Source organism: Pseudomonas sp. PONIH3, assembly GCF_002934345.1.
Taxonomy (GTDB): Bacteria; Pseudomonadota; Gammaproteobacteria; order Pseudomonadales; family Pseudomonadaceae; genus Aquipseudomonas; species Aquipseudomonas soli.
This window is the reverse complement of sequence record NZ_CP026386.1, coordinates 4,558,077-4,572,739: the sequence shown is the minus strand read 5'-3', so window position 1 is coordinate 4,572,739 and position 14,663 is coordinate 4,558,077. Positions and strand designations below refer to the sequence as shown.

Here is a 14,663-nt window from a genome sequence, read left to right as displayed (position 1 = left end):
CCAGCACAGGTCGCCATGGAAGCCTTGCGTCGCCGCATCGAAACCCAAGTCATGAGCCTCACCGGGCTGGCCCTCGGTCAGCTCGACCTGGAGTCGCCCAAGGGCGATCCCGGCCTGTTCGGCCCACAGAGCATCAGCTGGCAGGTACACGGCGACTTCCCCAGCATGCTGGTAGGCGGGATCAGCGCGCTGATGCTGCAACTGCTGCATCCGCTGGCCCTGGCCGGGGTCTGGGACCATTCGAACTTTCGCCAGGACCTGCTCGGCCGCCTGCGCCGCACCAGCCAGTTCATCTCCGGCACCACCTTCGGCTCGACCCGTGACGCCGAGTGGCTGATCGACAAGATCCGCACCATCCACCTCAAGGTGGTCGGCACCGCGGCCGATGGCCGCCCCTATGCCGCCAGCGACCCCGACCTGCTGACCTGGGTGCATGTGGCCGAAGTCAGCAGCTTCCTCGCCGCCCACCTGCGCTACCGCAATCCTGACCTGCCGCGTAGCGCGCAGGACGCCTACTACAACGAGATCGCCCTGATCGCCGAACGCCTTGGCGCGCGCGACGTACCCCGTTCCTGTGCCGAGGTGGATGCCTACCTGCGGCGCATGCGCCCGCAGTTGCAGTGCGATGCGCGTAGCCTCGAGGTGGTCGATATCCTGCTCAAGGCCCCGGCCCCCAGCCGCCTGGCCGAGCCGGTGGGCAAGCTGATGCTCAAGGCCGGCATCGACCTGCTGCCGGACTGGGCCAGCGCAATGCTCGGCCTGCACCAGGGCGCGGTCGAGCGGCGCATGATACGCCTGGGCCTGAGCAATACCGCGCCGGTGCTGCGCTGGGCCATGCGCAATGGCTCGGCGCAGCGCGCCAGGCGGCGCATGGGCGTCGAATGAGGTATTTTGGTCCGTTCATCGGAACCGATTTAACGTGCCATACTCCAAGCACTCCAGCCTGATACAGACGAAGCGACACATGCCCAAAGGATTGACCCGCGCCCTCGGCGCACTCGTGGCCCTCGTGGCCCTGTACAGCCTGCTCGGCTTTTTCATTCTCCCCGGCATCGCCCTGCGCATCGCCAACCAGCAACTGGCGCAGTACGCCACGGTGCCGGCGCATCTGCAGCGCATCGAACTCAATCCGTTCAGCCTTGAACTGACCCTGTGGGGCCTGCAGATCGGCGAGCCCGGCAAGGAGCAGGTCGGCTTCGAGCGTCTCTACGCCAACCTGTCCCTCGACAGCCTGTGGACCAAGGCCCTGCGCCTCGACGCGGTGGAGCTGGACAAGCCGCGTACCGAGTTGCTGTTCGCCAAGGACGGCAGCCTCAACCTGGCCCAGCTGTTCAAGCTTCCGCCCAGCGAGCCCAAGGCCGAGGAACCGCCAAGCGACCCGTTCCCGCTGCGCATTGCCAGCATCAAGCTGAGCGAGGGTTACCTGCACTTCCAGGACCTGCGCCCGAGCGAGCCGATCGAGTTTCTCTACGACTCGATGAACCTGGAGCTGAATAACCTCAGCACCCTCCCCGACGACAACGCCGACATGACCCTGGTGGCCAACGGCCCGGCGGGTGGGCGTATCGACTGGAGCGGCACGCTCAGCCTGACGCCGATCGCTTCCGAGGGCACGCTGAAAGTCACCGACGGCAAGATGAAGCTGTTCTGGCCTTACGTGCGCGACGCCGTGCCGCTGGTGCTGGAAGACGGCATGGTCAGCCTCGACACCCACTACAAGCTCAACCTTTCCAAGGAAACCGAGCTGCTGCTCGACAACACCTCGGTGCGGGTCGCACCCTTCGCCATCAAGGCACCGGATGGCCGCCCACTGGCGCGCCTGGCCAGCCTGGAGGTCAGTGAAACCTCCATCGACCTGGCCAAGCAGTTGGTCACCGTCGGCAAGATCCGCAGCGACAAGCTGGAAACCTGGGCAGCCCTGGAGAAGGACGGCCAGCTCGACTGGCAGAAGCTGTTCGCCAGCCAGCCGGCCAAGGCCACGCCAAAGGAAAAGGCCGAGCCCGCCGCCGCCGAACCCACCCCGGAAGAACAGGCTGCCAAAGAGCCGAGCAAGCCCTGGCAGGTCCTGCTCAAGGACGTGCAGGCGCGCAACTACATGGTCCATCTGGCCGATCGCAGCCAGAAAGAGCCCGTGGCCCTGGATGTCGGCCCGCTCAACCTCGACGTACAGAATTTCGACAGCCTCAACCAGTCGCCCTTCACCCTCAAGCTCGACACCGGCGTGGGCAGGCAGGGCAAGCTACAGGCCGCAGGCCAGGTTAACCTGGCCCCGGTCTCGGCCAAGCTCGACGTTGCCACCCGCGATATCGACCTACGGGTGGCCCAGGCCTACATCAGCCCGTTCATCCGCCTGGAGCTGCGCAGTGGCATGCTCTCCAGCGACCTCAAGGTCGACCTCAAGAGCACCGAGCCGCTGGCCTTCACCATCACCGGCAAGGCCCAGGCCAACCAACTGCACACCCTGGACACCATCAAGAACCGCGACTTCGTCAAATGGCAACAGGTCAACGTCGATGGCCTGTCGTACGTGCATGGCGATGCCCTGTCGATCGACAAGGTCACCCTGCTGCAACCCTACGCGCGCTTCATCATCAACGAAGACCGCACCACCAACGTCGACGACCTGCTGATCCCGCAACCCGCCGACAAGCCTGCCTCGGCCCCGAGCAAGCCCGCTGCTGCCGGTAGCGGCAAGGAGCTGGGCATCCGCATCGGCCAGATCGGCATCAACGATGGCTCGGCCAACTTCGCCGACCTGACCCTGACGCCTAACTTCGCCACCGCGGTACAGCAGCTCAACGGCCAGATCGGAACCATCGACAACCGCAAGCCCACGCCCGCCAAGGTGGACATCAAGGGCAAGGTCGACCGTTACGCGCCTGTGACCATCAAGGGGGCACTAAACCCGTTCAGCCCGCTGGCCAGTCTCGATATCGCCACCAGCTTCAAACGCGTCGAGCTGACCACCCTGACGCCCTACTCGGGTAAGTTCGCAGGGTTTCGCATCCGCAAGGGGCGGTTGAACCTGGACCTTCACTACCTGATCACCAATGGCCAGCTCAAGGCCGAAAACAAAGTGGTGGTCGAGCAACTGCAGCTGGGTGAGAAAGTCGACAGCCCTGACGCGGTGGATCTGCCCATCCGCCTGGCGGTGGCCTTGCTCAAGGATACCGAAGGCAAGATTTCCATCGAACTGCCGGTTTCGGGCGACCTGAACAACCCTCAGTTCAGCGTGATGCCGATCGTCTGGCAGACCCTGCGCAACCTGGTGCTGCGCGCGGCGCAGGCGCCGTTCAAACTGCTTGGCGGGCTGGTCTCGGGGGGTGGCGCGGAAGATCTCGGCAATGTGTCGTTCGCCGCCGGCTCGAGCGACCTTACGCCCGAGGTTCAAGCGTCCCTGGACAAGCTCGCCTCGGCCCTCAAGGAGCGCCCCGAGCTGCGCCTGGAAATCGAAGGCACGGCGGCCCAGAGCAGTGACGGCCCGCTGATCGCCCAGCAGCGCCTGGAGCGCGAGTACCAGGCCACCTGGTACAAAATCCTACAGCGTCGGGGCGACAAGGTCCCAGCCAATGCCTCGTTGCTGGTGGTGGACGACAGCGACAAACCGGCGATGCTCGAGGGCATCTATCGTGCACGCCTGAAACAGCAGCCTCCAGCTGATTGGCAGAACCTGGGCCGTGACGAGCGCAGCGCCAAGCTGCGTGAAGCGGTCATCAAGTCCTGGGCGGAAAGCGCCGTGTTGCTGCGCAACCTGGGCCAGGAGCGGGCCAGCAGCATCAAGGACTACCTGGTAGACAAGGGCCAGCTGGAAGATGACCGCGTGTACTTCATCGACACCAACCTCGGCCAGGCCGAGAGCGATGGCCGCGTGGTGACGCCGATGCACCTGGATGCCGAGTAGCTCTCGACCGAGTAGCCCTCATCGCCGGCAAGCCGGCTCCCACAGATACACACTGTACCTCTGTGGGAGCCGGCTTGCCGGCAATGAGGGCAGCGCAAGTGATAGATACGGTCAGGCCAGCCGTTGTCCCGACACCGCCGGGTGATACAACGGCTGCACCTTGTTCCCCGCCGGGTCCAGCAAATGGAAACTGCGCGCGCCATCGCCGTGATTGAACGGGCGGTCCAGCAGCGTCACGCCATGGGCCTTGAAATACTGATACCAGGCTTCCAACTCCTCCACGCTGTCGACGATGAAACCATAGTGATCCAAGGTCTGTAGGCCATTGGCCGCGCCTGCGCCGCGCCCGAGCGACAGGTTGTCGTTGCCGCAGGTGAGATAGACCAGGTCTTCGTTGGCACGGTTGAGCACCTCCATGCCCAGCACATCCACGTAGAAGCGCTCGCACTCCTCCAGGTTGGGCACCAGCAGAGCGATGTGACGCAGGCCATTGAGACGACCAGGGCGGGCAGGTAGATCGGACATAGCGCGGCTCCTTTTTTGTATACAATTCACTTTAGAATTTAAAACAAAAGGAGCGTCATGTGTACTGCCTATTTATCAAGACACGCGTGAGACCCGGCACAGCCGATGCCTTCCTGGCAGCCATCAATGCCAACGCAGCGGCGTCGGTCGCCACCGAGCCGGGTTGCCTGGTATTCGATGTCTCGCAGGACCGGGATGATGCCGAAGTCATCTACCTGTACGAGATCTACCAGGACGATGAGGCGTACGAGGCGCATACCCGGACCGCACATTTTCGCGACAGCCGCCCCCTGGTGGAGCCGCTGATCGAAGAGCAGGTGTGCTTCGAGAGCGATGTGATCGCCCGCAACCCGGTGAGCTGAAGCGGCCTTCCTGAATGCCAATAGAAAAGCCCCGGCGATGGCCGGGGCTTTTGCTTGAAGGGGTGGCCAAATCCTTTTGGCCGACGGGACAATCCTTATTCGGCTTTCAGGCCATCAGCCGAGACGGCCTGTACGCCCTTGATCTTCTTGGCGATGGCAACCGCCATGTCTTTCTGTGCATCGGTAATGGCCACGTCCGAAGACAGGGACACTACGCCTTTGTTGGTTTCGACCTTGATGTCACTGCCTGGCACGCCTTTCTCGGTCATCAGGTCAGCCTTCACCTTGGTGGTGATCCAGGTGTCGGAAGTGGCTTCCTTGGCTTTGGTCACCTCACCGGCCGCAAGCGTCATCGGGGCCTGGGTGGACTGGGCAGCAAATGCCGCGTTAGCCATGGTCAGGGTCAGAGCGGTAGCAGTAGCGGCAGCAATGGCGAACTTCTTCATATGGGTCACTCCTGTTTTTTCGAAAGGTCTGCGCCTTGGGTCCTGGCGTCAGGTAGTAAGGTAGTTGCAGGGGCTGTGCCAGTTTTTGCGAGCCCTATAAAACCTTTGAAATCAATGAGTTAAGCAAAGCTAGAAGAAGCCGTTACCGTGCATTTTGCAATCCCGGTAAAAAAGCCACGTGCAAGATGCATGCTCTCAACTATTTTGCGGCGGGCATAAAAAAAGGACCCCGGAGGGTCCTTCCTTTAGCCTTGAAAGGCTTAGACGCCCGATGCCTTGGCAGCGGCAACGTCCTTGATCGACAGCTTGATACGGCCGCGGTTGTCCACGTCCAGTACCAGTACTTCGACTTCCTGGCCTTCCTTCAGCACGTCGGTGACCTTCTCGACGCGAGCATCGCTCAGCATGGAGATGTGCACCAGGCCGTCCTTGCCCGGCAGGATGTTGACGAAGGCACCGAAGTCGACGATGCGCTCAACCTTGCCGACGTAGATCTTGCCGATCTCGGCCTCGGCGGTGATGCCCAGGATGCGCTGCTTGGCAGCGTCCGCGGCTTCCTTGGTTTCGCCGAAGATCTTGATCGAGCCGTCGTCTTCGATGTCGATCGAAGCCTTGGTCTCTTCGCAGATGGCGCGAATGGTGGCGCCGCCTTTACCGATGACGTCACGGATCTTGTCGGTGTCGATCTTCATCGCGATCATGGTCGGCGCGTTGGCCGACAGCTCGGTACGCGACTCGCCGATGATCTGGTTCATCTGGCCGAGGATGTTCAGGCGCGCTTCCAGGGCCTGGCCCAGGGCGATTTCCATGATCTCTTCGGTGATGCCGTTGATCTTAATGTCCATCTGCAGCGCGGTGACGCCTTTGGCGGTACCGGCTACCTTGAAGTCCATGTCGCCGAGGTGGTCTTCGTCACCCAGGATGTCGGTCAGTACGGCGAACTTCTCGCCTTCCTTGACCAGGCCCATGGCGATACCGGCAACCGGCGCCTTCATCGGCACGCCCGCGTCCATCAGCGCCAGGGAGGCACCGCAGACCGAAGCCATGGAGCTGGAGCCGTTGGACTCGGTGATTTCCGATACTACGCGGATAGTGTACGGGAACACGTCAGCGGCCGGCAGCATGGCCTGTACCGAACGACGGGCCAAACGGCCGTGGCCGATTTCACGACGGCCAGCACCGCCCATGCGACCACACTCACCTACCGAGAACGGCGGGAAGTTGTAGTGCAGCATGAAGGGGTCTTTCTTCTCGCCTTCGAGGGTGTCCAGCAGCTGGGCGTCACGGGCGGTACCCAGGGTCGCGACGACCAGGGCCTGGGTTTCGCCACGGGTGAACAGGGCCGAACCGTGGGTCTTCGGCAGAACGCCGACTTCGATGTTCAGCGGGCGCACGGTCTTGGTGTCGCGACCGTCGATACGTGGCTTGCCGTTGACGATGTTTTCGCGAACGGTGCGGTATTCGATCTCGCCGAAGATGTCTTTGACTTCACCGGCCGATGGCTGGCCTTCTTCACCGGAGAACTTGGCGATCGCCTGATCGCGCAGCTCGCCCAGGCGCGCGTAGCGGTCGGCCTTGACGGTGATGGTGTAGCCTTGCGACACCGCTTCGCCGAACTCGGCGCGGATGGCGTTGAACAGTTCGGTGTTGGCAACGGCAGGTTTCCAGTCCCAGGTCGGCTTGGCGGCTTCGGCAGCCAGCTCTTTGACAGCCTTGATCACGGCCTGGAATTCATCGTGGGCGAACAGCACGGCGCCCAGCATCTGGTCTTCGGTCAGCTCTTTGGCTTCCGATTCAACCATCAGTACGGCCGACTCGGTACCGGCAACGACCATGTCCAGGCTCGAAGCGGCCTGCTGCTCGTAGGTCGGGTTCAGCAGGTAGCCGGTGCTTTCGTGGAAGGCAACGCGGGCGGCGCCGATCGGGCCTTCGAACGGAATGCCCGAGATGGCCAGGGCAGCCGAGGTACCGATCATCGCAGCGATGTCCGGATCGGTCTTCTTGCTGGTGGAAACCACGGTGCAGACAACCTGCACTTCGTTCATGAAACCTTCAGGGAACAGCGGGCGGATCGGGCGGTCGATCAGGCGCGAAGTCAGGGTTTCTTTTTCGGATGGGCGGCCTTCACGCTTGAAGAAACCACCTGGGATCTTACCAGCGGCGTAGGTCTTTTCCTGGTAGTGCACGGACAGCGGGAAGAAGCCCTTGCTCGGATCGGCATGCTTGGCACCGACCACGGTCACCAGCACAGTGACATCGTTGTCGACGGTGACCAGCACGGCGCCGGTGGCCTGACGGGCAATGCGGCCCGTTTCGAGGGTAACGGTCGATTGACCGAACTGGAATTGCTTGATTACCGGGTTCACGGTTTCCTACCTTTTTCAGTGGCTCTTGGGGGAACTGGTTCTTGCGAATTCTTGGGCAGAACGGGGAATCGGCCCCATTGACCGTCCAGATACAACACGAGGCTGGGAGCCTGGCGCCGGGCGGATAAACCGCTCGGCACACCAGGCTGCCAACCTCGCAGATCGCGCGGCGTGTCCAACGGCAGCGCTGATAGACAGCGTTGCCGAAGAATGCGACACACCATGCAACACCACTGGCCAGGCCGCTATTAGCGACGCAGGCCCAGGCGACCGATCAGGGCGCTGTAACGAGTGGTGTCTTTACCCTTCAGGTAATCCAGCAGCTTACGACGCTGGTTGACCATACGGATCAGACCACGACGGGAGTGGTGGTCTTTTTCGTTGGCCTTGAAGTGGCCTTGCAGCTTGTTGATGTTGAAGGTCAGCAGGGCAACCTGTACTTCCGGGCTACCGGTGTCGCCGGCGGCTTGCTGATAGTCTGCAACGATCTGAGCTTTTTCTTCGACGCTGAGGGCCATTTGGCTTCTCCTGATAAACGGATCCCGCAAGCGGGGTCCAATAGGCCAGGGACTGGATCCCTGTATTAATAAAAAGAGTAATGACCGTGCCTACTGACAGCCATCCTCGAATCCGCAGGGCAAAGCGTTGACCTCGCCCTGTGGTATCGGTCATTCCGACCGAATCAGTCGACGCGGCGCAATGCGCCCGTCTTCGCTCACCTCACCGATACCGATGAAGCGGGCATTGTGATCCTGTACGCGGACCATGCCGAATTGCGGTGCGTCCGGCGCACGTACTGCCTGGCCATGCAGCCAATAGAACGCGCTGTGCTCGGACAATACCACCAATGGCCAGTCCTGCAAGCCGCTGTCCGAGGGCATCAGGAAGCGATCGAGCGCTTCGTTGCCACCTTCGGCGTGAGCCTGTTCCAGCTCTTCGAGCGTGACGGTCTGGGCCAGCTCGAAAGGGCCGGCCTGGGTGCGGCGCAACTCGGCGACGTAGGCACCACAGCCCAACGCCTCGCCCATATCCTCCACCAGGGTGCGGATATAGGTGCCCTTGCTACAGCCAACCGACAGACGTGCCCGGGTGCCTTCGCACTCCAGCAAGTCCAACCGGCCAATAGTAACAGAACGCGCCTCACGCTCCACTACCTCTCCTGCGCGCGCCAGCTTGTACAGGGGCTGGCCATCGCGCTTGAGGGCCGAGTACATCGGCGGCACCTGCTGGATTTCACCGCGAAAACGCGGGATCACCGCTTCGATGTCGGCGCGACCAACGGTCACGTCGCGGGTCTTCAGCACTTCGCCTTCGGCGTCCCCGGTGGTGGTGGTCTGGCCCATCTGCATAACCGTCTCGTAGCCCTTGTCGGAATCGAGCAGGTACTGCGAGAACTTGGTGGCCTCCCCGAAGCACAACGGCAGCACGCCGGTGGCCAGCGGGTCGAGGCTGCCGGTGTGGCCAGCCTTCTCGGCGTTGAGCAGCCAGCGGACCTTCTGCAGGGCAGCGTTGGAGGTGAACCCCAGCGGCTTGTCGAGCAGGATGATGCCGCTGACGTTGCGGCGGATACGTTTGACCTGGGCCACCACTTACTCCTTGGTGTCCGGCGCGTCGGCATCCTGGTGCTGGCGGTCTTCGGCCACCGCACGCTCGATCAGCGCTGACAGATGCACACCGCGGCTCACGCTTTCATCGAAGTGGAAATGCAGCTGCGGCACGCTGCGCAGCTGCATCGAGCGGCCCAGGTGCAGTCGCAGGAAGCTGGCGGCGCTGTTCAAGGCCTTGAGCGACTGCTTGACAGCGTCCGGGGTTTCTTCACCCATGACAGTGATGAAAACCTTGGCATGGCCCAGGTCACGGCTGACGTCGACGGCGGTGATGGTCACCAGGCCGACACGCGGGTCTTTGACTTCACGGCGGATCAGCTCTGCCAGCTCACGCTGCATCTGATCACCGATACGTTGGGTACGGCTATATTCTTTTGCCATTCTTGCTACCTGTATCTTAAAGCGGCAAACGCCCGGTCAAGCTCGAAGCCTGACCGGGCGCTACCTTCAGAGGTTCAGGCAACCGCCCTGGGGCGGGGCCTGCACCACGCTCGGCCCTTACAGGGTACGAGCCACCTGGACTTTCTCGAACACTTCGATCTTGTCGCCGACCTTGACGTCGTTGTAGCTCTTGACGCCAATACCGCACTCCATGCCGTTGCGTACTTCGGACGCATCGTCCTTGAAGCGACGCAGCGATTCCAGCTCGCCTTCGAAGATCACCACGTCGTCGCGCAGAACGCGGATCGGACGGTTGCGGTACACGGTACCCTCGATGACCATACAGCCAGCGATGGCGCCGAACTTCGGCGAACGGAACACGTCACGGACTTCGGCGACACCCAGGATGTTCTCGCGAACATCGCTGCCGAGCATGCCGGTCAGGGCTTTCTTGACGTCTTCGATGATGTCGTAGATCACGTTGTAGTAACGCATATCCAGACCTTCCTGCTCGACGATCTTGCGCGCGCCGGCATCGGCACGCACGTTGAAGCCGAACAGTACAGCGTTGGACGCCAGCGCCAGGTTGGCATCGCTTTCGGTGATACCACCGACGCCGCCACCGATGACGCGAACCTGAACCTCGTCGTTGCCCAGGCCGCCGAGCGAACCTTGCAGCGCCTCGAGGGAACCGCGCACGTCGGTCTTGAGGACGATGTTGAGGGTCTTCTTCTCTTCCTGACCCATGGTCTCGAAGATGTTTTCCAGCTTGCCGGCGTGAGCACGGGCCAGCTTGACCTCGCGGAACTTGCCTTGACGGAACAGCGCAACTTCACGCGCTTTCTTCTCGTCGGCAACCACCGACATCTCTTCACCGGCGTCCGGCGTACCATCCAGGCCGAGGATCTCGACCGGGATCGACGGGCCGGCTTCCTTCACAGGCTTGCCGTTCTCGTCGAGCATGGCACGCACGCGGCCATAGTTGGAGCCGACCAGGACCATGTCGCCCTGACGCAGGGTACCGTCCTGAACCAGGATGGTAGCCACCGGGCCACGGCCCTTGTCCAGACGCGACTCGACCACGACACCACGACCAGGTGCGGTCGGGGTGGCCTTGAGTTCGAGGATCTCGGCCTGCAGCAGGACCGCTTCGAGCAGTTCGTCGACGCCGGTACCCATCTTCGCCGAAACCTTGACGAACGGCGTGTCACCACCCCATTCCTCGGAGGTCACGCCTTCGACGGACAGCTCGTTGCGAATGCGGTCGAGGTCTGCGCCTGGCTTGTCGATCTTGTTCACGGCAACGACCAGCGGTACGCCAGCTGCCTTGGCATGCTGCACGGCTTCGCGGGTCTGCGGCATCACGCCGTCGTCCGCCGCCACCACCAGGATGACGATGTCGGTCGCCTTGGCACCACGGGCGCGCATCTGCGTGAACGCAGCGTGGCCAGGGGTGTCGAGGAAAGTAACCATGCCACGGTCGGTTTCGACGTGATAGGCACCAATGTGCTGGGTGATACCACCGGCCTCGCCAGCAGCAACCTTGGCACGACGGATGTAGTCGAGCAGCGAGGTCTTGCCGTGGTCGACGTGGCCCATGACGGTCACGACCGGCGCACGCGAAGTGGTTTCGCCTTCGAACTTCAGCGATTCGGCCAGGGAATCTTCCAGGGCGGTGTCGCTGATCAGGGTGACCTTGTGGCCCAGCTCTTCTGCTACCAGCTGAGCGGTTTCCTGGTCGAGCACCTGGTTGATGGTGACCGGAGTACCCATCTTGAACATGAACTTGACCACTTCAGCGCCCTTGACGGACATCTGGTTGGCCAGATCGGAGACAGTGATGGTCTCGCCAATCGCCACGTCACGGATAACCGGGCCAGTCGGGCTCTGGAAGCCATGGGCATTGCGCTTCTTGCCTTTACCCTTGCCACCGCGGCGACGGAAGCCATCGCTTTCTTCATCGGTGGTACGCGGCGCGGCGCGCGGAGTCGGAGCCTTTTCCTTCTCCTTGACCTTGACCTTGACCGACATGCGCGGCGCTTCGCCGCGGCCGGCGGTAGCCTGGCCACCACCGCGACGATCGTCATCACGGCTACGGCTCTCGTTGCGACGAGTCTCGTCTTTCTTGCGTTCGGCAGCACGCGCAGCGGCGTCTTCGGATACCGGCGCGTTGGCCACTACCGGAGCGGCAACGGCAACAGGCTCAGCCTTGGCCGCTGGCGCGGCGGTCGGAGCTTCAGCGGCCTGACGGCGTGCCTGCTCCTCGTTGCGCTGGCGGACTTCGGCTTCGACTTTCTCGCGGGCTGCGTTCTCAGCCGCACGGCGCTCTTCCTGTTCGCGCTTCTGCTCAGCCTGGATCTCTTCCGGGCTGCGCTGCACGAATACTTTCTTCTTGCGTACTTCTACGCTGATGCTCTTGCTACCGGCGACACGCAGAGTGCTGGTGGTCTTGCGCTGCAAGGTAATCTTGCGCGGCTCTTCCGCCTTGCTCTTGTGGCTGCTCTTCAAATGAGTCAGCAGGGTCTGCTTCTCATTGTCGGTCACTACCTGACCGGCGTCGGTGTGCGGCAGACCTGCCTCACGCATCTGCTGCAGCAGGCGCTCTACCGGTGCCTCGACCTCTTGGGCCAGTTCTTTCACCGTGACTTGCGTCATGCACTTCTCTCCTCAGGCCGCGCCTAATTACTCGAACCAGTGGGCTCGGGCGGCCATGATCAACTTGCCGGCACGCTCTTCGTCGATGCCGTCGATGTCGAGCAGGTCGTCGATCGACTGCTCGGCCAGGTCTTCGCGGTTAACCACGCCGCGCACCGCCAGTTCCGCCGCCAGGTCCTTGTCCATGCCCTCGAGGGAGAGCAGGTCTTCGGCCGGATGGGCGTCTGCCAGTTTTTCTTCGGTAGCGATGGCCTTGGTCAACAAACGGTCCTTGGCTCGAGCGCGGAGCTCATTGACGATTTCCTCGTCAAAGCCATCGATGTTGAGCATTTCTTCCAACGGTACGTAGGCAATTTCTTCGAGACTGGTAAAGCCTTCGTCGACCAGCACTTGCGCCAGCTCCTCGTCGACTTCCAGTTCCTCGACAAAATTACGCAGGATGTCGCCGGTTTCAGCTTGCTGCTTGGCCTGGATGTCCTTCTCGGTCATCACGTTCAGGGTCCAGGCGGTCAGCTGGCTGGCCAGGCGGACGTTCTGGCCACCACGGCCAATCGCCTGGGCCAGGTTGTCCTCGGCAACGGCGATATCCATCGCATGGGCGTCCTCGTCAACGATGATCGCGGCAACCTCTGCCGGCGACATGGCGTTGATGACGAACTGCGCCGGGTTCTCGTCCCAGAGGACGATATCCACACGCTCGCCACCCAACTCGCCGGATACGGCCTGGACGCGCGAACCACGCATGCCGATACAGGCACCCTGCGGGTCGATGCGCTTGTCCTTGGAGCGGACGGCGATCTTGGCACGCGAACCCGGATCACGGGACGCGGCCATGACTTCGATGAGGCCTTCGGCGATTTCCGGCACTTCGATGCGGAACAGCTCGATCAGCATCTGCGGCGCAGTGCGCGACAGGATCAGCTGTGGGCCGCGGTTCTCGGTGCGGATTTCCTTGAGCAGCGCACGCAGGCGCACGCCGACACGGAAGGTCTCACGGGGAATGATGTCTTCGCGCGCCAGCAGCGCCTCGGCATTGTTTCCCAGGTCGACGATGACGTTGTCGCGGGTGACCTTCTTGACGGTACCGGAGATGATCTCGCCCACGCGCTCGCGGTAGGCATCGACCACTTGGGCGCGCTCGGCCTCACGGACCTTCTGCACGATGACCTGCTTGGCGGTCTGCGCGGCGATGCGACCGAACTCGATCGACTCGATCTTCTCTTCGATCACGTCACCGATCTTGGCATCCGGGTGCGTGTCCTGGATCTTTTCCAGCCAGGTCTCGATCGCCGGATCGTCCAGGTCGTTTTCGTCGACCACGGTCCAGCGGCGGAAGGTCTCGTAGCTACCGGTGTGGCGGTTGATTTCCACACGCAGGTCGACTTCGTCCTCAAAACGTTTTTTGGTTGCAGTGGCCAGGGCCACTTCCAGCGCTTCGAAAATGACGCCTGGCGGTACACCTTTCTCGTTGGATACCGATTCAACAACCAGCAGTACTTCTTTGCTCATCGTACGCCTCGCCTTGCGCAAGCCATTGGCCCCGGAACATCCGCCGGGCCCGGCACGTCTCAGTCAAAACTGGGAATAATATTGGCCTTGTCGATCGAGTCGATCGGCAACAGGAACTCGTGCTGGTCCACTTGCACCACCACATCCTGTTCCTCCACACCGCGGAGAAGGCCCTGGAAGTTACGACGGCCCTCGAAGGGCGTACGCAGCTTGATCTTCACCTGCTCGCCGGCATGCGCTGCAAACTGTTCTAACGTGAACAGCGGGCGGTCCATGCCTGGAGAGGACACCTCGAGGGTATATTCAGAGCTGATCGGATCTTCCACATCGAGGATGGCGCTGGCCTGACGGCTGACGGCTTCGCAGTCTTCCACCAGGATGCCGCCTTCCTTGTCGATGTAGATACGCAGTACCGAATGCTTGCCTTGGGAGACGTATTCGATCCCCCAGCATTGGTAGCCCAGGCCCTCGACAACCGGGGCCAACAAGGCCTGCAACTGTTCTAGCTTGCTCGACACCTGAACCCCCTCGTGCATGCTGTGCAAATAAAAAATGGGCGAAGCGCCCATCCCTGAAAGCGCCGTTGGACAACGACGCCAAAACTGTTCGGCTAGCAAAAAGCCCCTGAAAAGGGGCTCTGCTGAAGCTGGTTGCGGGGGCTGGATTTGAACCAACGACCTTCGGGTTATGAGCCCGACGAGCTACCAAGCTGCTCCACCCCGCGACAAAGCTGGGGCGAAAGTATAAGACTGAACCCAGTGCTGGGTCAATCCGACCTCCACCTGCAAGAAAGCCCGCTAAAGCGGGCTCTCATGCTTCAATTGGTACCGAGAAGGGGACTCGAACCCCTACACCCTATGGGCACAACCACCTCAAGGTTGCGTGTCTACCAATTCCACCACCTCGGCAAT

Annotated in this window: 12 protein-coding genes and 2 tRNA genes; 3 read left to right on the top strand and 11 right to left on the bottom strand. The window is 62.0% G+C overall.

Annotated elements, in window-relative coordinates:
• Positions 1-15 precede the first annotated feature (15 nt).
• Complete coding sequence (locus tag C3F42_RS21195) at positions 16-885, top strand: oxygenase MpaB family protein (protein WP_104444861.1); 870 nt, start codon at positions 16-18, stop codon at positions 883-885.
• Positions 886-964: 79 nt separating this feature from the next.
• On the top strand, positions 965-3,901 hold the full coding sequence (locus C3F42_RS21190; protein WP_104444860.1) for a DUF748 domain-containing protein: 2,937 nt from the start codon (positions 965-967) through the stop codon (positions 3,899-3,901).
• Between the two features lie 111 nt (positions 3,902-4,012).
• Here C3F42_RS21190 and C3F42_RS21185 read toward each other — a convergent pair whose 3' ends face one another.
• Positions 4,013-4,426, bottom strand: a complete 414-nt coding sequence (locus tag C3F42_RS21185; protein ID WP_046854071.1) for a VOC family protein — start codon at positions 4,424-4,426, stop codon at positions 4,013-4,015.
• A 59-nt stretch (positions 4,427-4,485) separates the two neighbouring features.
• Here C3F42_RS21185 and C3F42_RS21180 point away from each other — a divergent pair, with 59 nt between their 5' ends.
• Positions 4,486-4,788 carry a putative quinol monooxygenase gene (locus tag C3F42_RS21180; RefSeq protein ID WP_104444859.1) on the top strand — a complete coding sequence of 101 codons (303 nt, stop codon included), beginning with the start codon at positions 4,486-4,488 and terminating at the stop codon, positions 4,786-4,788.
• Positions 4,789-4,883: 95 nt separating this feature from the next.
• Here C3F42_RS21180 and C3F42_RS21175 read toward each other — a convergent pair whose 3' ends face one another.
• The 10 genes from C3F42_RS21175 to C3F42_RS21130 all read right to left on the bottom strand — a co-directional run bounded on the left by C3F42_RS21175 (position 4,884) and on the right by C3F42_RS21130 (position 14,660).
• Positions 4,884-5,234 (bottom strand): BON domain-containing protein, encoded by a 351-nt coding sequence (locus C3F42_RS21175; protein ID WP_046854069.1) that lies wholly within the window; start codon positions 5,232-5,234, stop codon positions 4,884-4,886.
• 260 nt (positions 5,235-5,494) lie between these two features.
• Positions 5,495-7,600: a polyribonucleotide nucleotidyltransferase gene (gene pnp, locus C3F42_RS21170; RefSeq protein WP_023629334.1), complete on the bottom strand. Its 2,106-nt coding sequence runs from the start codon at positions 7,598-7,600 to the stop codon at positions 5,495-5,497.
• Positions 7,601-7,848: 248 nt separating this feature from the next.
• The gene (gene rpsO, locus C3F42_RS21165) at positions 7,849-8,118 is read right to left on the bottom strand and encodes a 30S ribosomal protein S15 (protein WP_023629335.1); all 270 of its coding nucleotides are present in this window, start codon (positions 8,116-8,118) and stop codon (positions 7,849-7,851) included.
• A 150-nt stretch (positions 8,119-8,268) separates the two neighbouring features.
• A complete protein-coding gene (gene truB, locus C3F42_RS21160; RefSeq protein ID WP_046854068.1) occupies positions 8,269-9,186 on the bottom strand; it encodes a tRNA pseudouridine(55) synthase TruB in 918 nt (305 codons plus the stop codon).
• Positions 9,187-9,189: 3 nt separating this feature from the next.
• Positions 9,190-9,588 carry a 30S ribosome-binding factor RbfA gene (gene rbfA / locus C3F42_RS21155; RefSeq protein ID WP_023629337.1) on the bottom strand — a complete coding sequence of 133 codons (399 nt, stop codon included), beginning with the start codon at positions 9,586-9,588 and terminating at the stop codon, positions 9,190-9,192.
• A gap of 117 nt (positions 9,589-9,705) precedes the next feature.
• The gene (infB, locus tag C3F42_RS21150; protein WP_023629338.1) at positions 9,706-12,243 is read right to left on the bottom strand and encodes a translation initiation factor IF-2; all 2,538 of its coding nucleotides are present in this window, start codon (positions 12,241-12,243) and stop codon (positions 9,706-9,708) included.
• Between the two features lie 27 nt (positions 12,244-12,270).
• Positions 12,271-13,752, bottom strand: a complete 1,482-nt coding sequence (gene nusA / locus C3F42_RS21145) for a transcription termination factor NusA (protein WP_038706865.1) — start codon at positions 13,750-13,752, stop codon at positions 12,271-12,273.
• Between the two features lie 59 nt (positions 13,753-13,811).
• Positions 13,812-14,270, bottom strand: a complete 459-nt coding sequence (gene rimP / locus C3F42_RS21140; protein ID WP_038707604.1) for a ribosome maturation factor RimP — start codon at positions 14,268-14,270, stop codon at positions 13,812-13,814.
• 129 nt (positions 14,271-14,399) lie between these two features.
• Positions 14,400-14,476, bottom strand: a tRNA-Met gene (locus C3F42_RS21135).
• A gap of 98 nt (positions 14,477-14,574) precedes the next feature.
• Positions 14,575-14,660: transfer RNA gene (locus C3F42_RS21130), tRNA-Leu, on the bottom strand.
• Positions 14,661-14,663: the final 3 nt, after the last annotated feature.

Bases quoted from the DNA above. Each gene is read 5' to 3' on its own strand.
- C3F42_RS21195 (WP_104444861.1), top strand. From the start codon at position 16: ATGGAAGCCTTGCGTCGCCGCATCGAAACCCAAGTCATGAGCCTCACC.
- C3F42_RS21190 (WP_104444860.1), top strand. From the start codon at position 965: ATGCCCAAAGGATTGACCCGCGCCCTCGGCGCACTCGTGGCCCTCGTG.
- nusA (WP_038706865.1), bottom strand. From the start codon at position 13,752: ATGAGCAAAGAAGTACTGCTGGTTGTTGAATCGGTATCCAACGAGAAA.
- C3F42_RS21185 (WP_046854071.1), bottom strand. From the start codon at position 4,426: ATGTCCGATCTACCTGCCCGCCCTGGTCGTCTCAATGGCCTGCGTCAC.
- C3F42_RS21175 (WP_046854069.1), bottom strand. From the start codon at position 5,234: ATGAAGAAGTTCGCCATTGCTGCCGCTACTGCTACCGCTCTGACCCTG.
- rpsO (WP_023629335.1), bottom strand. From the start codon at position 8,118: ATGGCCCTCAGCGTCGAAGAAAAAGCTCAGATCGTTGCAGACTATCAG.
- infB (WP_023629338.1), bottom strand. From the start codon at position 12,243: ATGACGCAAGTCACGGTGAAAGAACTGGCCCAAGAGGTCGAGGCACCG.
- rbfA (WP_023629337.1), bottom strand. From the start codon at position 9,588: ATGGCAAAAGAATATAGCCGTACCCAACGTATCGGTGATCAGATGCAG.